The following is a 19,381-nucleotide window of genomic DNA, read 5'->3' as shown; positions in this document are numbered from 1 at the left end:
TTGACATCCTTAATCCACTTAACGAACTTTGAGTGTCGCTAAGCCAATCAATACTAAAACGATAGAGATGATCCAAAAACGCACGATCACACGTGGTTCTGGCCAGCCTTTTAATTCGTAGTGATGGTGAATCGGTGCCATACGGAAGATACGTTGTCCACGCAGTTTGTAAGAGCCCACTTGCAAGATCACGGACAGGGTTTCCATCACGAATACACCGCCCATGATCACCAACACAAATTCTTGGCGAACCAGTACCGCAATCGTACCTAACGCGCCACCTAACGCCAACGCGCCGACATCGCCCATAAATACTTGGGCTGGATAGGTGTTAAACCATAAAAAGCCTAAACCGGCACCGACCATCGCGGTACACACCACCACCAACTCAGAAGAGTGAGGAATATAAGGGATATGCAGATAGTTCGCGAAGTTAACGTTACCGGTCGCCCATGCAATCGCCGCAAATCCGGCTGCAACCAATACGGTTGGCATGATCGCCAAGCCATCCAGACCATCGGTCAAGTTCACCGCATTACTGGTACCAACAATCACGAAATAGGTCAGCACAATGTACATCAAGCCCAGCTGTGGCATCACATCTTTAAAGAAAGGGACCACCAACTGCGTTGCCGCCGTATCTTGGCCGTGCGCATACAGAGCAAACGCAACCACTAAAGCAATCGCAGATTGCCAGAAATATTTCCAGCGCGCGATCAAGCCATCGGTATTTTTGCGCACCACTTTACGGTAATCATCGACAAAACCGACCGCACCGTAACCGAGCAGTACCGCAAGCACAGCCCAAACATAAGGGTTAGTCAGATCGGCCCACAGCAGTACAGTGATGGTGATCGCGGCAAGGATCATCACACCACCCATGGTCGGAGTACCGCGTTTACTGAAGTGAGATTCAGGTCCTTCATTACGCACTACTTGCCCAATCTGCAGCATTTGTAGGCGCTTAATCATGCGCGGCCCCATCCACAACGAGATCCCAAGCGCAGTCAGAATGCTGACAATGGCGCGAAATGAGAGATATTCGAACAGACGGAAAAACGAAAAATATGGCTGGAGCAGTTCAGCAAGCCAAATAATCATGCAAATTTCTCCTTGAGAGCAGCGGCAATTTTACTCATCCCTGCACTGTTGGCACCTTTCACCAACAATACTTGAGTACGACCCTGTTGTTGTTCTATGTGCTGCTCAATAAATGTCATCATGTCCTGATGGGTAGCAAAGTGATGCCCTTGGCAAAGGTCGCTGATCACTTTTGCGTCCTTGCCATACGTCAGGACAAACTCAAAACCGAATGGTGCAGCATGTTCACCGACTTGCTGATGAAGTGCAAGACTTTCATCACCCAACTCCGCCATATTGCCCAAAATTAACCAGCGTACAGCGGAAAAGCTGCCTAACAGCTCCACCGCCGCTTTCATGGCTGGCACGCTAGCGTTATAGCTGTCATCAATAAGCGTGATATCGTCACGCAACTGTGCCATATCCACTCGACCTTTCACTTTGGATAAATGCGCTAAACCTTGACCAATTTCCGCCAAGCTCGCGCCCATTTCCAGTGATAACGCCGCCGCAGCCAGTGCATTGGCCACGTTGTGTTGGCCCATGATGCCCAACTCAACACCCACTTCACCAACCGGGGTAACCAAAGTAAAGCTAGCTATACCGAGCGCATTTAACCGCACATCACGTGGATAAAAGTCAGCATTGTGATCGGTAGCGGAAAATGTTTTCACGGTTTTGTCCGCCAGTACTGCTTTCCAGTAGTCACCACCGTTGCTGTCTAAATTAACAATCGCCACGGCACCCGCCTGTAACCCTTGATAGATTTCACCTTTAGCGCGTTTAACGCCATCCATCGAGCCAAAACCTTCTAAGTGCGCTGCCGCTACATTGTTGACTAGGGCGACATCCGGCTTAACCAAAGCGGTGGTGTAGGCAATTTCACCCACATGATTCGCCCCCAACTCAATCACGGCATAATCATCTTCGGCCGTTGAGCGCAGCAGAGTCAGCGGAACGCCGATGTCGTTATTGAAGTTTCCTTGCGTGTAAAGCACTTGGCCTTTCTGGCTTAAAATGCTGGCCACCATCTCTTTGACCGTGGTTTTGCCACAGCTTCCGGTGATCGCGACCGTAGGCGTTTGACACTGCGCATGCACCCAAGAGCCAAGCTGACCTAAGGCCTGTTTAGTATCGGCAACAACCAGTTGTGAACAGTGAGCATCGAGCTCACGCTCAACCAACAGCGCCACTGCGCCACCGGTTACCGCTTGAGAGGCAAAATCGTGCGCATCAAAACGTTCACCGACCAAGGCAACAAACAGCGCTTCGGCGGGAATAGTACGACTGTCCGTCGATACGGCACTGACCGCGCGATCCTCACCAATTAAACGAGCATTCAATACTGAGCAGAGCTGGGAAAGCATTACGCGAATCATGGTTGTAACTCCAGTAACTGTTGGGCGGTTTCACGATCCGAGTAGTGAATCGTTTCGTTGGCCAGCACCTGATAATCTTCATGTCCTTTACCCGCGAGCAGGATGATGTCTTGTGCGCCTGCATGCTGAAGCGCATAACTCGCGGCTTGGAAACGGTGGTGTTCGATATGAGCGCGCTCGGGGTGAGTCAGTCCTGCTACCATATCCGCTACAATCGCTTGCGGCGATTCACTACGTGGGTTGTCATCGGTCAAGATCACGCGATCGGCAAACTGCTCAGCAATCGCAGCCATCATCGGACGTTTACCGCGATCACGATCGCCGCCACACCCCACAATCGCCCATAACTGACCCGCACAATGCACACGTAACGCGCGCAGTGCTTTTTCTAAAGCGTCCGGCGTGTGCGCATAATCGACCACCATTTTGGCTTTTTGCTCACGTTGGAATAGCTCCATCCGTCCTAAGACAGGACGCAGCTTTGGCGCAGTGGCGAGCAGTGCACTTTTCTCAAAACCCAAGCTGAGCAAGGTTGCCAACGCCAATAACAAGTTACAGGCATTGAACTCACCAATCAGTGGTGCGTGCAATTCGCCTTCCCCCCACGAACTCTCAAAGTTCAGCGTAATACCGCTTTCAGCGTATGCCACTTCGCGCGCCCAGATGGCTTGCGCTGTGTTTGGTTTCGTCACTAAGGAAACCCCGATCGCCTGCGGCAATTGTTTGACCCATTGCGCGCCGACCGCATCATCGACATTAATAATCGCGTTTTGGCAGGCATGCTCACTAAATAGAGAGAATTTCGCGGCGGCGTAAGCCTCCATGGTGCCGTGATAATCCAAATGATCACGGCTCAAATTGGAAAAGACACCGGCCACAAAATGGAGCTTTTTCACGCGCCCTTGCACTAAACCATGAGACGAGGTTTCCAGCGCTGTATATTGCGCGCCTCGTTCGGCTAAATCACGTAAAGTAGCCTGAATTTGTAGTGCATTACCTGTGGTGTTGGCCGCAGGTTCAAGCGCATTTAAAAAACCGTTCCCCGTGGTGCCCATCACGGCAGCTTTATGACCGAGCAATTCGAGCCATTGAGCAATCAGTTGGGTGATGGTGGTTTTACCGTTCGTGCCCGTCACGCCAATCAGTTGATTGTGGTGGCCGCCATACAGACGCCCAGCCAACTCTGACAGATGTTGACCAAGTTCAGCCAAATAGATGACGGGGACACCTGCACGATACTCAACCCACCCATTGAGATGCTGAGCATCGGCTTCTGCCAACACAAGATTGGCACCTTGCGCAATGGCTTTATCGATAAATTGGCGACCATCCACTGCATGGCCTTGAATAGCCACAAAGGTATCCCCGCGCTCGATCTGGCGGCTATCCAGTTCAAGATGAGTAATGACCAGCGCAGCCAACTTAGGGTCGGTCAGCTCTAGCCATGGCGCGATCAGTTCGGAGATCGCTGAATGCGTGTTCATGTTCCGTCTCACACTATTATTTGTTTTGGAAGCGGTTTTCATCAGGAGCAATGTTGAGGATTTGTAATGCGCCCTTCATGATTTCCGAGAAAACCGGACCGGCCACTGCGCCGCCATAGTAAGAGTCGCCTTGCGGCTCATTGACCATGACCACCAGTGAAATTCTTGGGTCGCTCACCGGAGCCACCCCTGCGGTATAGGCAAAATATTCATCACTATAACCGCCCGCAATCGCTTTACGTGACGTACCGGATTTGGCCGCAATACGATACCCCGGTACCGCTGCACGCGTTGCCGTTCCGCCGGGCTGAGTTACCGTTTCCAGCATTTCGAGCACCTGATTGACATATTTAGGATCAACCACTTGGCGCGTCTCGCCATGTTGATCACCTTTAATAATATGAATAGGTTGGTATTTACCATGGTTGCCTAAGGTCGCGTAGGCGTGAGCTAACTGAATAGGCGTAATCGCCAAACCATAGCCAAACGATAAGGTGGCGATTTCAAACTGTGACCAACGGCGGCGATTCGGGAAAATACCGATCGTTTCGCCCACCAAATCCAAGCCAGACATTTCGCCCAAGCCCACCGAGCTATACATGCCCAATAACGCCTCTAACGGCATTTCTAAGGCTAATTTAGCCACACCAATGTTGCTCGACTTTTTCAAAATCAGCGTGAGATCGGCTTTGCCAACTTTGGAGGTATCACGCACGCGGCTACCGCCAATCTGCATGGTGCCATCTCCGGTATCTATGATGGTGTTTTTGTCGGCGATACCATTGGCGAGCGCCGCCAAGACCACAAAAGGCTTAACCGTTGAACCGGGCTCAAACGCATCGGTGATCACTCGGTTACGCATTTTAAAACTTTGCCAGTCGTTGCGATTATTCGGGTTGTAAGAAGGCGCATTCACCATCGCCAGTACCGCGCCGGTTTTCACATCCAACATCACTGCCGATGCAGAAGTAGCACGATAATCCGCCATCGCCTGTTTCACGGCACGAAAAGCGATCGCTTGTAAGCGCTGGTCGATGGTGAGCTGGATAGGCTTACCTTCTTCACGCTCTTCTAGGGCAATGTTTTCCACCACTCGCCCAAACTTATCTTTACGCGTCACGCTTTTACCTGACTCACCCGTTAGGGTGCTATCAAAGCTACGCTCTACCCCTTCAAGACCGTGGCCATCAATTCCGGTCACCCCGACTAAGTGGGCACTCACCTCACCTGCTGGATAATAGCGGCGTGACTCTTCTTTTAGGCCAATCCCCGCTAATTTGAGTTCACGGATGTATTTGGCCATCGCAGGGCTCACCTGACGTTGCAGATAGATAAAGCGGCGCGAACGGTTATCCTCGATTTTCTTCATCATCTCCTGACGATCCAGTCCGAGCACATCGGCGAGCGCATACCAACGGTCTTTCTCAACCAGGCCGCCTTCTTTATAAATAGCGACAGGATCGGCCCAGACCGCTTCGACTGGCACACTCACCGCTAACGCTTCGCCATTACGATCAGAAATAATGCCGCGCGCTGATTGCAAGGTTTTGGCACGAATCGAGCGCAAATCCCCTTCTTTAATCAGATTGTCAGGTTCAATAATTTGGATATAAGCCACTCGTGCAACCAAAGCGCAGAACGCCGTTAGCACAAAAAACAGCAGCAGATAGAAACGCCAGCGGATAAAGATAGGTGCAGGCTCAGCCGTGGTAACACGGGGAGAAACTCGGGAGGCTTTGGCTGGGGCTTTCTTCTTCATTTAAGGTTGATCACGACTTCTTTGTCTGAATCTGGACGTTTCATCTCCAGATCTTTTCTTGCTAATTGTTGTACTCGGCTGTGCTCAGCCAAAGCAGTTTCTTCCAAAATCAGGTTGCGCCATTCGTTATCGAGCCGCTCACGCTCCATAAAGGCTTGATCTTTAGCACTGATCGCCTGTCTGGTATGGTGAGTCATAAACACCACGCCCATAGCGCAGCTAAAAATCAGCACTAAAAGCAGCAAGGGCACCCGACCTACCGTCAGTAGATCGAGGGCAATTAACTTCGCGAGGTTCGGCGGCGACTGACGAGGCATAGTAACCCTCTACAGTTTTTCTGCCACGCGCAGAACAGAGCTGCGTGAACGCGGGTTAAGTTCGACTTCTTGATCCGATGGCTTGAGTGCCTTACCCACGGTTTTCATCTTGGCACTACCGAGCGCACGAATTTGCTCTTGGGTCAAAGGAAGGCCGTGTGGCACTTCTGGGCCTTGGCTCTCTTTACGCATAAAGCGTTTCACCATGCGATCTTCCAGTGAATGGAAACTGATCACGGACAGGCGGCCTTGTGGAGCCAGAATGTCAGAAGCGCCGCGCAATGCGGTATCAATCTCTTCTAATTCACTGTTGATGTAGATCCGAAAAGCTTGAAAAGCGCGGGTTGCGGGGTGCTTTTTCTCTTTGAAACTTTTAGGCGCCGCGTCGGAGATGAGTTTTGCTAACTGGCTGGTACGCGTCAAGGGCTCGTTGAGCTCATTTTCCCGATATTCGACAATGGCTTTAGCTATTCTGCGCGCATGTTTATCTTCACCAAACTCGCGAATCACCCAAGTGATGTCATCCAAGTCGGCTTGTGCCAACCACGCGGAAACTGGCATACCACTGGTTGGATCCATACGCATGTCGAGTGGACCATCTTTCATAAAACTAAAACCGCGCTCAGCATCATCCAACTGCGGTGAAGAAACGCCGAGATCGAATAACACACCATCGACTTTACCCACCAGATCATAACGCTGTGCGTATTCGGCAATACCCGAGAAAGGGCCATGGACGATGGTAAAACGCTGATCATCAATCTTCTGCGCTTCAGCAATCGCTTGCGGATCACGGTCAATGCTGTACAGACGACCTTCTGGGCCTAACTGAGCGAGAATGGTGCGACTGTGACCACCGCGGCCAAAGGTGCCATCGATGTAGATACCATCCGGCTTGATCGCCAATCCTTCAATCGATTCGTTCAATAATACAGAGATGTGTTGGAAAGAAGCAGTCATGATTTTCTCGTTGTGCTGGGCATGCCCGTCATATGGGTTAGTGTACCGATTTCAGACACTACCGCTAGCCATAAGCGTATACAGGACGTGACTTTGCGCTAAGTTTAATGGTTTTGCTACGACCTGAGTCAGCAAAAAGCAAAAAACCCACCATAACACAAGGCTATGATGGGTCTGCAATAGGTGGAGTCGACGTATAAGCCGGGTTCTGTTCCGCTTGCGCGGTAGTAGCCATTCCTCTAGGCCAGCAATCACTCACTGGCTCAAGCAACCTACCCGCCTCCTAACGCGAGCAACGCTATGTGGAGGCCTATTTGGTCTTGCTCCGGGTGGAGTTTACCCTGCTACGAACTGTTGCCAGTCGCACGGTGCGCTCTTACCGCACCCTTTCACCCTTACCTGATCCCATCCCGAAGGAGAGGCCATCGGCGGTTTGCTCTCTGTTGCACTTGTCGTAGGCTTGCGCCCCCCAGGCGTTACCTGGCACCCTGCTCTATGGAGCCCGGACTTTCCTCCCCCTTATCAGTCTCCCTGGCGATAGGCCAAGGGACGTCAATAAGGCAGCGACTACCCAGTCAACTCCGCGGCGGATTGTAGCGAGAAGTGTGAACAGAGTCCAGAAACAATCCGCCAGCGCGTTAAATCTCGGTTTAACTGCTTACTTTGCATTCAATTGGGAATCAAAGGCGAAAAAAACCGCTGCAAGCAGCGGTTTCTTCAATCAAACACTGTTTAACCAAAGCAGTGAATCAGAAATTACTTTTTCTTTTTCGCTTTGGCGTTTGGCAGGTCAGTGATGGTGCCTTCGAAGACTTCAGCCGCCAGACCCACAGACTCATGCAGCGTTGGGTGAGCGTGAATGGTCAGTGCGATGTCTTCTGCATCACAGCCCATCTCGATCGCCAGACCGATTTCACCCAGCAATTCACCACCGTTAGTACCTACGATAGCACCACCGATCACGCGGTGAGTCTCTTTATCGAAGATAAGCTTAGTCATACCGTCTGCACAGTCAGAAGCAATCGCACGGCCAGAAGCTGCCCATGGGAAAGTCGCCACTTCATAGTTGATGCCTTCTGCTTTCGCTTCTTTTTCTGTCTTACCAACCCAAGCCACTTCTGGCTCAGTGTAAGCGATAGATGGGATCACTTTTGGATCGAAGTAGTGCTTCTTACCAGAGATCACTTCTGCCGCTACGTGGCCTTCATGCACGCCTTTATGTGCCAGCATTGGTTGACCCACGATGTCACCGATCGCGAAGATGTGCGGAACGTTAGTGCGCATTTGCTTATCCACGCGGATAAAGCCACGCTCGTCCACTTCCAGACCCGCTTTCTCAGCATCCAGCAGTTTACCGTTTGGTACACGGCCAATTGCAACCAGAACCGCATCGTAACGCTCAGCTTGTGCTGGTGCGCTCTTACCTTCCATTGAAACGTAGATACCATCTTCTTTCGCTTCAACGGCAGTCACTTTGGTTTCCAGCATCAGGTTGAACTTATCTTTGATGCGTTTGGTATAGACTTTAACCATGTCTTTATCCGCAGCAGGGATAAGCTGGTCAAACATCTCAACCACATCAATTTTAGAGCCCAGTGAGTGGTAAACAGTCGCCATTTCCAGACCGATAATACCGCCGCCCATGATCAGCAGTTTTCCAGGCACTTCTTTCAGTTCCAGCGCATCGGTTGAATCCCAAATACGTGGGTCTTCATGCGGAATGAATGGCAGTTTAATTGGACGAGAACCTGCAGCAACGATCGCGTTATCGAAAGTTACGACAGTTTTACCCTCTTCGCCTTCCACTTCAATAGTGTTCGGGCCAGTGAATTTACCGTAGCCGTTCACTACGTTCACTTTACGCATTTTTGCCATACCAGCCAGACCACCGGTCAGCTGATTGATCACTTTTTCTTTCCACAGACGAACTTTGTCGATGTCTGTTTTTGGCTCGCCAAACACGATACCGTGCTCAGTCAGCGCTTTGGCTTCTTCAATCACTTTTGCAACGTGCAGCAGTGCTTTAGAAGGAATACAACCAACGTTCAAACACACACCACCTAGCGTGTTGTAACGTTCGATGATGACGGTATCCAGACCTAAGTCTGCACAGCGGAATGCGGCGGAGTAACCAGCAGGACCGGCACCAAGCACCACGACTTGGGCTTTAATTTCTTTGCTCATTTCGACCTCTTGTAGTCAATATCCCTAACAGGCTGATGGGTGTTCTATCTAGTTGTTTTATTTACAAACGAATCAAAAACGAATGTTTCAAATCAAGCATGTAAAACGATTACTTTCAGACCGCAACAGTTTACAGAGATGTTAATGGTGTGAAAAGTAAATCCATGTAGCCTGTGAGCTAGACAACAATTCAACGGAAAATCAGTTTCAACGTCAAATTGGGAGATAACCATTAAATCGGGTGGCTTTCGCCACCCGAGAATGCGCTTACAGTACCAGACGACGGATGTCGCTTAGACACTCGTTCAGGTAAGTAATGAAGCGTGCACCTTCTGCACCGTCGATCACGCGGTGATCGTAAGACAGTGACAGTGGCAGTTGCAGACGTGGCGCGAACTCTTTGCCGTTCCACACTGGCTTCATCTCAGACTTAGACACACCCAAAATAGCCACTTCAGGTGCGTTAACGATTGGGGTAAACGCTGTACCGCCAATGCCACCTAAGCTAGAGATAGTGAAACAGCCACCTTGCATGTCAGCTGCAGTCAGCTTACCGACACGGGCTTTCTTCGAGACTTCAGCCAGCTCTTTTGACAGCTCGTAGATGCCTTTCTTGTTCACATCTTTAAACACAGGAACCACCAGACCATTTGGTGTATCCACTGCGATACCGATGTTCACGTATTTCTTCAGGATCAAGCTTTCGCCGTCGTCAGACAGAGAAGAGTTGAACGCAGGGAAAGCTTCCAGCGCTTTCGCAGCGGCTTTCATGATGAACACCAGCGGAGTGATCTTCATGCCAGTGTCGCGCTTCGCTTCCATCGCGTTTTGCTCTTGACGGAATTTCTCTAGCTCAGTGATGTCTGCATTGTCCCATTGGGTCACGTGCGGGATCATCACCCAGTTACGGTGCAGGTTAGCACCCGAGATTTTCTTGATGCGAGACAGTGGTTGCACTTCGGTATCACCGAACTTGCTGAAGTCCACTTTTGGCCAAGGCAGTAAGCCCAGCGCTGCGCCATCACCTTTACCTGAAGCCGCCGCTTGCGCGCCAGATTCCAGACGTTTCAGCGCTTCTTTCACGTAGTTCTGTACGTCTTCTTTCAGGATACGGTTCTTACGGCCAGAGCCTTTTACTTTGGCTAGGTTAACGCCAAATTCACGAGCCAGACGACGCACGACTGGAGAAGCATGTGAGTACTCATGGTTTTCTTGGAATTCACCACTTGTTGCAGGTGCAGCCGCCGCTGGAGCCGATGCTTGAGCAGGCGCTGCCGCAGGTGCTGCTGCTTGAGCTGGTGCCGCGACTGGCGCTGCGCCAGCAACTTCAAACACCATGATCAGCGAGCCAGTTTTCACTTTATCGCCTGCAGCCACTTTGATCTCTTTGAGAGTTCCAGCAAAAGGTGCTGGTACTTCCATAGAAGCCTTATCGCCTTCTACGGTGATCAGAGATTGCTCTTCGCTGATGCTGTCGCCCACGTTAACCATGATTTCCGTTACGGTCACTTCGTCACCGCCGATATCAGGTACTTGAACTTCTTTCAGTGCTGCAACGGCAGGAGCAGCGGCTGCCGCGGGTGCCGCAGCTTGAACGGGTGCTGCAACTGGCGCAGCGCCGGCTACTTCAAACACCATGATCAGTGAACCTGTTGATACTTTGTCGCCCGCAGCGATTTTGATCTCTTTAACCGTACCAGCGAAAGGTGCAGGTACTTCCATTGACGCTTTGTCGCCTTCAACGGTGATCAGAGATTGCTCTTCCGCAACCACATCGCCCACTTTGACCATGATTTCAGTCACTTCAACTTCATCACCGCCAATGTCTGGTACTTGCACTTCTTTCAGTGCAGCTGCCGCTGGAGCCGCAGCAACTGGTGCTGCCGCTTGAGGCGCAGGAGCTGGTGCAGCCGCTGCTGCACCTTCCGCTTCAAAGACCATGATCAGAGAGCCAGTAGACACTTTGTCACCTGCCACTACTTTGATCTCTTTAACGATACCCGCTTGAGACGCAGGAACTTCCATAGAAGCTTTGTCGCCTTCAACCGTGATCAGAGATTGCTCTTCAGCCACTTTGTCGCCGACTTTGACGAGAATCTCAGTGACTTCAACCTCATCCGCACCGATGTCAGGTACATAAATTTCGATTGCCATTACTTTTCCTACCTTCAATTAAGCGTACAGCGGGTTGGTTTTTTCAGTATCGATGTCGAATTTCTTGATTGCTGCTGCAACCACAGACTTCTCAACTTCACCACGTTTAGCCAGTTCATTCAGCGCTGCAACTACCACGTAGCCAGCATTCACTTCAAAGTGACGACGTAGGTTTTCACGGCTATCTGAGCGGCCGAAACCATCCGTACCCAGCACTTTGTAAGACTGTGCAGGAATGAACGCACGTACTTGATCCGCGTAGTTCTTCATGTAGTCCGTCGCTGCGATAGCAGGCTCAGTACCCATCACTTGTGCGATGTAAGGCACTTTCACTTCTGCTTCTGGGTGCAGCATGTTGAAGCGATCACACGCTTGGCCATCACGCGCCAGCTCGTTGAATGAAGTCACAGAGTAAACGTCAGACGCTACGCCGTACTCTTCACTCAGAATTTGTGCCGCTTTACGCACTTCGTTCATGATGGTGCCTGAGCTCATCAGTTGAACTTTTGCTTTGTTACCTGCGTAAGTTTCCAGCTTGTAGATACCTTTACGGATACCTTCTTCAGCGCCAGCAGGCATTGCTGGGTGAGCGTAGCTTTCGTTCATCAGTGTCAGGTAGTAGAACACGTTCTCTTGCTCACCGTACATACGACGGATACCGTCTTGCAGGATTACCGCAACTTCGTAAGCGAAGGTTGGATCGTAAGAGATACAGTTTGGTACTGTGCCCGCCAGAATGTGCGAGTGACCATCTTCGTGCTGTAGACCTTCACCGTTCAGCGTGGTACGACCCGCAGTAGCACCCAGCAGGAAGCCACGCGCTTGTTGGTCACCCGCCATCCACGCCATGTCGCCAACACGTTGGAAACCAAACATAGAGTAGTAGATGTAGAACGGGATCATCGGCAGGTTGTTGGTGCTGTATGACGTTGCCGCCGCAACCCAAGATGACATGGCACCCAGCTCGTTGATACCTTCTTGCAGTACCTGACCTGACGTCGCTTCTTTGTAGTAAGAAACGATATCGCGATCTTGTGGAGTGTAGTTCTGACCGTGCGGGTTGTAGATACCGATTTGACGGAACAGACCTTCCATACCGAACGTACGCGCTTCATCCGCGATGATAGGAACGATGTTTTGACCAATGTTCTTATCTTTCAGCAGGATGTTCAGAGTACGTACATACGCCATAGTTGAAGAAATTTCGCGACTCTGCTCTTCCAGCAGTGGCTTGAACTCTTCCAGCGCAGGGATCACTAACTCACCCGTGAAGTTAGGTAGACGCTGAGGCGTGTAACCGTGCAGCGCTTTACGACGAGCGTGCAGGTATTCAAACTCTTTTGAGCCTTCTTCCAGTTTCAGGTACGGCAGGTTCTTCACTTCTTCATCAGAGATCAGATCTTGCAGGCCTAGACGGTTACGCATCGCCAGAACATGGGTCATATCCATCTTCTTCACTTGGTGCGCAATGTTCTTACCTTCTGCCGCATCACCCATGCCGTAACCTTTAACGGTTTTCGCTAGGATAACGGTTGGACGACCTTTGGTGTCTTGAGCGTTCTTGAACGCCGCGTACAGTTTAGATGATTCGTGACCACCGCGTTTCAGAGCGAAGATCTCATCGTCAGTCATGTCAGCAACCAGTGCTGCAGTCTCTGGGTACTTACCGAAAAAGTGCTCACGAACGTAAGCGCCATCTTTCGCTTTGAACGTTTGGTAGTCGCCGTCGATGGTTTCGTTCATCAGTTGCAGCAGTTTACCTGTGGTATCTTTCGCCAGTAGTTTGTCCCAGCCATTACCCCAGATCACTTTCACAACGTTCCAGCCTGCGCCACGGAACAGACCTTCCAGTTCTTGGATGATCTTGCCGTTACCCATAACAGGGCCGTCCAGACGTTGCAGGTTACAGTTGATCAGGAAGCATAGGTTATCCAGCTTCTCACGCGCAGCAAAAGAGATCGCGCCGCGTGATTCTGGCTCGTCCATCTCACCATCACCTAGGAAGGCGTATACGCGTTGTGCAGTGGTGTCTTTCAGGCCACGGCCATTCAGATACTTCAGGAAACGAGCTTGATAAATCGCAGAAATTGGACCAAGACCCATAGAGACGGTTGGGAATTGCCAGAATTCAGGCATTAATTTCGGGTGTGGGTAAGAAGGAAGACCTTTGCCATCCACTTCCTGACGGAAGTTGTCCAGTTGCTCTTCAGTCAAACGGCCTTCCACGAAAGCACGTGCGTAGATCCCTGGAGAGATGTGACCTTGATAGTAAACCAAGTCGCCACCGTCTTTCTCGTTTGGAGCACGGAAGAAGTGGTTGAAACAGGTTTCGTAGAAAGCAGCGGAAGATTGGAAAGAAGCCATGTGGCCACCCAGTTCCAGATCTTTCTTCGATGCACGCAGCACGATCATGATTGCGTTCCAGCGAATGATTGAACGGATACGACGTTCGATCGTAGTGTCACCTGGGTAAGCAGGCTCCTGCGCCGCAGGAATCGTGTTGATGTAGTTGGTGGTCACGCCTGTTGGCATGTCTACCCCATCCAAACGCGCTTTTTCCAGTACTTGTTCAAGCAGGTACTGCGCACGCTCTACGCCTTCTTCACGGACAACGGATTCAAGGGCAGCAAGCCACTCCTGAGTTTCCAGTGCATCTACGTCATGCTTCATGTCAGACATGGCGATCTATCCTTCTGTTGGTTGGATTTAAGTTGAATCGCAATGGCCGCTATTGCGGCTCATTACCTTGTTGAATTCGACGCAGAGATCGCTCACGGCGAGTCTGTTCACGAGTCAAATCCAACAACGTTTCTTCGATATAAGCTAAGTGAGAATGGGACATTTCACGTGCCTTTTCCGGCTGACCCGAAACAATCGCATCCACAATGTTAGCCCGGTGTTTGCTTACTTTCTCTACCGCTTCAGGGCGGCGATGTAAGAGTTTAAAATTCTGACGAATATTCTGCTCAAGCAGTGGACTCAGGCTGCGTACGATGTGCAGTAACACAACGTTGTGCGCCGCTTCAGTAATGGCAATCAAAAAGGCCATCACCCGCTCTGCTTCTTCATCCACATTATTCAATGCCTGAGCCTCCGCGATACGCGTGACACAGTGCTGAATGCGAGCAAAATCTTCTTCGGTACCACGCAACGCCGCAAAATAGGCGCAAATACCTTCCAGCGCATGACGCGCTTCCAGCAGATCCAGTTGAGTTTCGGAGTGGCTAGACAATAAATTTAGCAGAGGATCAGAAAAGCTCTGCCAAATTCGGTCACTAACGAATGTACCGCCACCTTGACGGCGGGTAAGCAAGCGTTTGGCTTCCAAGCGTTGTATGGCTTCTCTGATCGAGGGGCGAGACACTTCAAACTGTTTGGCCAGTTCGCGTTCCGGAGGAAGTTGCTGACCGGGTGAGAGTGTTCCTTCCACTATCAGTCTCTCCAGTTCTTGTTCAATCACATCGGAGAGCTTTGGCTGACGGATCCTTTGATAAGCCATAATTTATTGTTCTTCTACTCTTATTCTTCTTGCTGGCAATTGGTAATACCAATTTTAAGTTGGTGCAGAAATTAACATAATTAAAACGCCAGTGTCCAGCCGAAAATTGACCTAAATCATAGAACCGCTCACGCCCTAACAATCCAGCAACAATAGTTGATTAAAACAGCAAAAATATTGGTCAGACCAATTACAACTCATATACAGATGGGGACTTGATGGGCTAGAAGTGTCAGTTGATGACAATTTTTGAATAAATTGAATAAGTTGGATAAAGAGGGAGGCATCATCTTGAGAATAAAGCAAAGAAGAGATGCCCAAATCACTTGGCGTTGCTGGTTAGAATGGGATATTTCAGCGGCAGAATTCCCCCCTTTAATAGCAAGAGGAGAAACTCTACTTCGCTTCCAGATGATCAATCATGAGTTGCAATGATTGATTACCGCGAAACTCGTTGATGTCGAGTTTGTACGCCAAACGTACCGTTTTGACTGAGGCATCCGGCCAACGACGTAGGTCGACATTAAACGCAATCCCGTCGATCATCACATTGGTTGGAAAGCCTTTATACAGCGGCTCAAGCATCAGTTTGAGGTGTTTTTCGCCAACAAGTTTTTGGTGCAGCACTTTAAATTCACCATCAAATAGGGGTTCAGGAAACGCTTGCCCCCACGGGCCACCGGCACGCAGTAATTCGGCGGTATGCAGCGAAAACTCTTCCGGTTTCAGTTCGCCATCGCTGAGGATGATGCCTTTGAGTGCTGATTCATCCAGCTCTTCACGCACTAGCTGGTCAAACAATCGGCAAAAACGTTCAAAATTTTGCTCTTCAATAGTTAATCCAGCCGCCATCGCGTGACCACCAAATTTGAGGATGATGCCCGGGTTTTGCGTATCAATTTTATCTAGTGCATCACGCATATGCAGACCGGGAACCGAGCGACATGAACCTTTTAGCTTGCCATCACCACCTTCAGCAAACGCAATCACGGGTCGGTGGTATTTCTCTTTGATGCGCGAAGCAAGAATGCCGATCACCCCTTGGTGCCAATCGCGCTGAAACAGCACTAAACCGTAAGGCAGCTCGCGATCATCGCTCAGTTGCAAACGCTCACAAAACGCGACCGCCTCTTGCTTCATCCCCTCTTCAATCTCTTTTCGGGTTTGATTGAGGCCGTCCAGCTCACTCGCCATACGCCGCGCAGCGTGAATGTTGTTACACAGCAAAAGTTCAACGCCGAACGACATATCATCCAAACGCCCTGCGGCGTTAATCCGCGGCCCAAGCGCAAAGCCAAAATCAGCAGCGACCAAACGGCGCGCATCCCGTTTGGCGACTTCAATCAGAGCTTGAATACCGGGACGCGCTAAACCCGCACGAATACGCTGCAAACCTTGGTGCACCAAAATACGGTTGTTGTCATCCAGTGGCACCACATCGGCGACCGTACCGAGTGCCACTAAATCGATCAGTTCCATCAATTTCGGTTCAGCCATGCCTTGCGCGGCAAACCAACCTTGCTGACGCATGTGCACGCAAAGTGCCATCATCAAATAGAAAGCAACCCCTACCCCAGCCAGCGCCTTAGAAGGAAAAGCACACTGCTGCAAGTTCGGGTTTACCATAGCATCGACTTCAGGGAGTTCTTGTCCCGGTAAGTGATGATCGGTGACCACCACTTGCAGCCCTTTCTGTTTGGCGTAACGCACCCCTTCCAGTGATGAAACGCCGTTATCCACGGTCATGATCATCTCTGCGCCACGCTCAATCGCTTGATCAACTACTTCAGGGCTCAGACCATAACCATCTTCAAAACGGTTTGGCACTAAGTAATCGACATTACGACTACCGAGCATACGCAGCGCGAGCACAGAAAGCGCCGAACTGGTTGCGCCATCGGCATCAAAATCACCGACGACAATGATGCGTTTTTGCTCAGCAATCGCTGCAAACAGCAACTCAACCGCACGATCAATACCATGTAACTGTTTGAATGAGTGCAGCGCTTTGGCGGCTTTTTCAAGTTGTGCCACGTTGCTTACACCACGGCTCAGGTAAAGCCGACGTAATAGTGGGTCGATATGGTCGGGGAGAAGTGAGAGATCAGGTTCGGGGCGTCGCTGGATTTCTATCATGCTGTGACAGGCCAAAGTTGCCTCTGGCCTGTTTCCTTAATTAGTCGAAAATGAAAAACTATTGTGTGGCTTGCAGGCGTTGCAGCAATTGCGGCGCAGGCAAATAGCCGCCAACCATCTCACCATTGGGTAAGAAAATCGCTGGAGTACCGCTAATGCCGAGCTCGTGACCCAACATATAGTGCTGCGCGATGGTCTTTTGGCATTGGGGGGCGATATCTTTATCGGCGGTAATGGTTTTACGATTCACTTTCGCATCGTGCATCGCCGCTTTCGGATCGTTAGAACACCAGATGGCCGCCATTTGATCCGCGACTTGACCTTGCGGCCCCTGACGCGGGTAGGCGAGATAACGCACCGTAATGCCGAGATCATTGTACTCTTTGATCTGGCTGTGCAGACGCACACAGTAACCACACGTGATATCGGTAAATACGGTGATCGCGTATTTCTCATTGGGCGCTTTAAACTCAATCATGCTGTCTTGCAATGCGGCAATTTTCTTGGCGTTGAGTGGCGCTTGGCGTTTAGCCAGCACATCAACATAACCACCATTACCATCCAGCGCATAAAGAGTACCCGCGATAAAGTGCTCACCATCAGGCGAAGAGAACAACACACCGCCAGACGTTTGCACTTCAAGCAAGCCATTGATATCAGAGGGTTTAATCTCTTCCACTTGCAATCCGAGTTTGGCAAAGCGCTGCTCAAGCTCGGCTTTATTCAATTGTGCTGGTGCAGTGTTCGCTTGTACGTTGAATGCCATACTCAGTAAAGGAAATGCCAGCCATGTTAGTCGGCGCAGTACGCTCATGAAAATCACCTTATTTTCAAGCCCTTGGATGGTGCTCGTTGTGGAGTTGTTTAAGCCGCTCAGTGGCGACATGAGTATAAATTTGTGTCGTGGATAAATCACTATGCCCAAGCAACATCTGCACTACGCGCAGATCGGCCCCATAATTGAGCAAGTGAGTGGCAAACGCATGGCGCAATACGTGCGGCGAGAGTTTTTCCACATCAATTCCTGCAATAACCGCATAGTGTTTAATGCGATGCCAGAAGGTTTGCCGGGTCATCTGCTGACCGCGGCTACTGGGGAAAACGATATCCGACGTCTGCTCCCCCAGCAGTAAAGACCGTCCCTGCTGCAAAAAAGTTTCAATCCATTCAATGGCATTTTCGCCCATCGGCACCAAACGCTCTTTGCCGCCCTTACCCATGACTCGCACCACACCTTGGCGCAAGCTCATGTTTTCCATGGTCAGTGAGACCAGCTCTGTCACACGCAGTCCCGTAGCATACAGCAATTCCAGCATGGCTTTATCACGCAGCTCAAGTGGACTTTGCGGATCTGGCGCACTCAGCAAAGCTTCAACTTGCGCTTCGCTCAAATCTTTTGGTAAGCGCGTTGGCAGTTTCGGGCTCACCAACAGCGCACTCGGATCATCAGCGCGCACCTTTTCCCGATGCAGATATTGAAACAGGCGACGAATCGCCGACAACATGCGCGCTTTCGAGGTCGGTTTGTAATTTTGCTCCGACAGCCAGCTTTGATACTCCTGCAAACCAGCAAAGCTAATAAAATCGAGCCGATACTGGTTCTGCGCCATCCACTCTAATAGCTTACTCAAGTCATTACGATAAGACGCCACGGTATTTTCTGCCAAACCGCGCTCAAACCACATGGTATCTAAAAATTGTTCCACCAACCCTTGGTCGGGAGATAAGGCTTCGCTCACTCTATCCTCAGCTCTAGCTCTCTTTTTACTGGGCATTTAATAGCATAAAAATACGCAGGATGCAGGATATTGGCTGCATTCCGATCATTTTTATGGTTAGAATTTGCCATTCCTTCGCAGACAGATACAAATTATTGATGAAGATTGGTCTATTTTATGGCTCAAGCACCTGTTACACCGAAATGACCGCGGAGAAAATTCGCGCCATACTGGGTGAAGAACTGGTGGATATCCACAACGTAAAAGAATCGCCTCTCACTTTAATGAGTGATTACGATCTTTTACTGCTGGGCATTTCAACATGGGATTTTGGTGAAATCCAAGAGGACTGGAGTGCGGTATGGGATCACATCGGTGGCGTGTCGCTAAAAAACAAGTACGTCGCGTTGTTCGGCTTAGGCGATCAAGAAGGCTATGGCGAATGGTATCTGGATGCGATGGGGCTGCTGCACGACCAGATCAAGAAGAGCGGAGCTAACCTGCTTGGCTACTGGCCAAATCAAGGCTACCACTTTGAAGCATCTAAGGCTTTGACTGAAGATGGCAGCCATTTTGTCGGCCTCGCACTGGATGAAGATTCACAATATGACTTGAGTGACGAACGCATCGCGACTTGGGTCGAGCAAGTTCTGACCGAGTATCACGATGCGATTTAAGCCCATCCGTGAGCGCTTAATACCCCATCCTAGC

General features: G+C 50.4%; 14 protein-coding genes and 1 other RNA gene. 1 reads left to right on the top strand and 14 read right to left on the bottom strand.

Annotated features, from left to right (window positions below):
- Positions 1–18 precede the first annotated feature (18 nt).
- From mraY to xerD, 14 genes are all read right to left on the bottom strand, one after another.
- Positions 19–1,101 carry a phospho-N-acetylmuramoyl-pentapeptide-transferase gene (mraY, locus tag GOU96_RS08305; protein WP_000587839.1) on the bottom strand — a complete coding sequence of 361 codons (1,083 nt, stop codon included), beginning with the start codon at positions 1,099–1,101 and terminating at the stop codon, positions 19–21.
- The gene (locus GOU96_RS08300) at positions 1,098–2,459 is read right to left on the bottom strand and encodes a UDP-N-acetylmuramoyl-tripeptide--D-alanyl-D-alanine ligase (protein ID WP_054104086.1); all 1,362 of its coding nucleotides are present in this window, start codon (positions 2,457–2,459) and stop codon (positions 1,098–1,100) included. Before GOU96_RS08300 ends, mraY begins: the two co-directional genes overlap by 4 nt.
- Complete coding sequence (gene murE, locus GOU96_RS08295; protein ID WP_258501931.1) at positions 2,456–3,943, bottom strand: UDP-N-acetylmuramoyl-L-alanyl-D-glutamate--2,6-diaminopimelate ligase; 1,488 nt, start codon at positions 3,941–3,943, stop codon at positions 2,456–2,458. Before murE ends, GOU96_RS08300 begins: the two co-directional genes overlap by 4 nt.
- 16 nt (positions 3,944–3,959) lie before the next feature.
- Positions 3,960–5,702 (bottom strand): penicillin-binding protein 3, encoded by a 1,743-nt coding sequence (locus GOU96_RS08290; RefSeq protein ID WP_000725937.1) that lies wholly within the window; start codon positions 5,700–5,702, stop codon positions 3,960–3,962.
- The gene (gene ftsL, locus GOU96_RS08285; protein ID WP_001137975.1) at positions 5,699–6,019 is read right to left on the bottom strand and encodes a cell division protein FtsL; all 321 of its coding nucleotides are present in this window, start codon (positions 6,017–6,019) and stop codon (positions 5,699–5,701) included. The genes GOU96_RS08290 and ftsL overlap by 4 nt, the downstream gene beginning before the upstream one ends.
- A 9-nt stretch (positions 6,020–6,028) precedes the next feature.
- The gene (rsmH, locus tag GOU96_RS08280) at positions 6,029–6,979 is read right to left on the bottom strand and encodes a 16S rRNA (cytosine(1402)-N(4))-methyltransferase RsmH (protein ID WP_258501932.1); all 951 of its coding nucleotides are present in this window, start codon (positions 6,977–6,979) and stop codon (positions 6,029–6,031) included.
- A 181-nt stretch (positions 6,980–7,160) separates the two neighbouring features.
- Positions 7,161–7,562, bottom strand: an RNA gene (gene rnpB, locus GOU96_RS08275) — RNase P RNA component class A.
- A 173-nt stretch (positions 7,563–7,735) separates the two neighbouring features.
- The gene (gene lpdA / locus GOU96_RS08270) at positions 7,736–9,163 is read right to left on the bottom strand and encodes a dihydrolipoyl dehydrogenase (RefSeq protein ID WP_000031534.1); all 1,428 of its coding nucleotides are present in this window, start codon (positions 9,161–9,163) and stop codon (positions 7,736–7,738) included.
- Positions 9,164–9,430: 267 nt separating this feature from the next.
- The gene (gene aceF / locus GOU96_RS08265) at positions 9,431–11,317 is read right to left on the bottom strand and encodes a pyruvate dehydrogenase complex dihydrolipoyllysine-residue acetyltransferase (RefSeq protein ID WP_267781869.1); all 1,887 of its coding nucleotides are present in this window, start codon (positions 11,315–11,317) and stop codon (positions 9,431–9,433) included.
- A gap of 18 nt (positions 11,318–11,335) precedes the next feature.
- A complete protein-coding gene (aceE, locus tag GOU96_RS08260) occupies positions 11,336–13,996 on the bottom strand; it encodes a pyruvate dehydrogenase (acetyl-transferring), homodimeric type (protein ID WP_002044561.1) in 2,661 nt (886 codons plus the stop codon).
- A gap of 49 nt (positions 13,997–14,045) precedes the next feature.
- Positions 14,046–14,816, bottom strand: coding sequence for a pyruvate dehydrogenase complex transcriptional repressor PdhR (gene pdhR / locus GOU96_RS08255; RefSeq protein WP_000331318.1), 771 nt, complete (start codon positions 14,814–14,816; stop codon positions 14,046–14,048).
- Positions 14,817–15,212: 396 nt separating this feature from the next.
- Positions 15,213–16,952 carry a single-stranded-DNA-specific exonuclease RecJ gene (gene recJ, locus GOU96_RS08250; RefSeq protein ID WP_267781872.1) on the bottom strand — a complete coding sequence of 580 codons (1,740 nt, stop codon included), beginning with the start codon at positions 16,950–16,952 and terminating at the stop codon, positions 15,213–15,215.
- A gap of 58 nt (positions 16,953–17,010) precedes the next feature.
- On the bottom strand, positions 17,011–17,766 hold the full coding sequence (gene dsbC / locus GOU96_RS08245) for a bifunctional protein-disulfide isomerase/oxidoreductase DsbC (RefSeq protein WP_267781874.1): 756 nt from the start codon (positions 17,764–17,766) through the stop codon (positions 17,011–17,013).
- A gap of 16 nt (positions 17,767–17,782) precedes the next feature.
- Positions 17,783–18,691 (bottom strand): site-specific tyrosine recombinase XerD, encoded by a 909-nt coding sequence (gene xerD, locus GOU96_RS08240; protein WP_001287472.1) that lies wholly within the window; start codon positions 18,689–18,691, stop codon positions 17,783–17,785.
- A 137-nt stretch (positions 18,692–18,828) separates the two neighbouring features.
- Here xerD and fldB point away from each other — a divergent pair, with 137 nt between their 5' ends.
- The gene (gene fldB / locus GOU96_RS08235) at positions 18,829–19,347 is read left to right on the top strand and encodes a flavodoxin FldB (RefSeq protein WP_000690112.1); all 519 of its coding nucleotides are present in this window, start codon (positions 18,829–18,831) and stop codon (positions 19,345–19,347) included.
- Positions 19,348–19,381 lie beyond the last annotated feature (34 nt).

The sequence above is a fragment of the Vibrio sp. R-1 genome (assembly GCF_035615595.1).
Lineage (GTDB): Bacteria > Pseudomonadota > Gammaproteobacteria > Enterobacterales > Vibrionaceae > Vibrio > Vibrio cholerae.
This window is presented reverse-complemented; position numbering and strand designations above follow the sequence as displayed.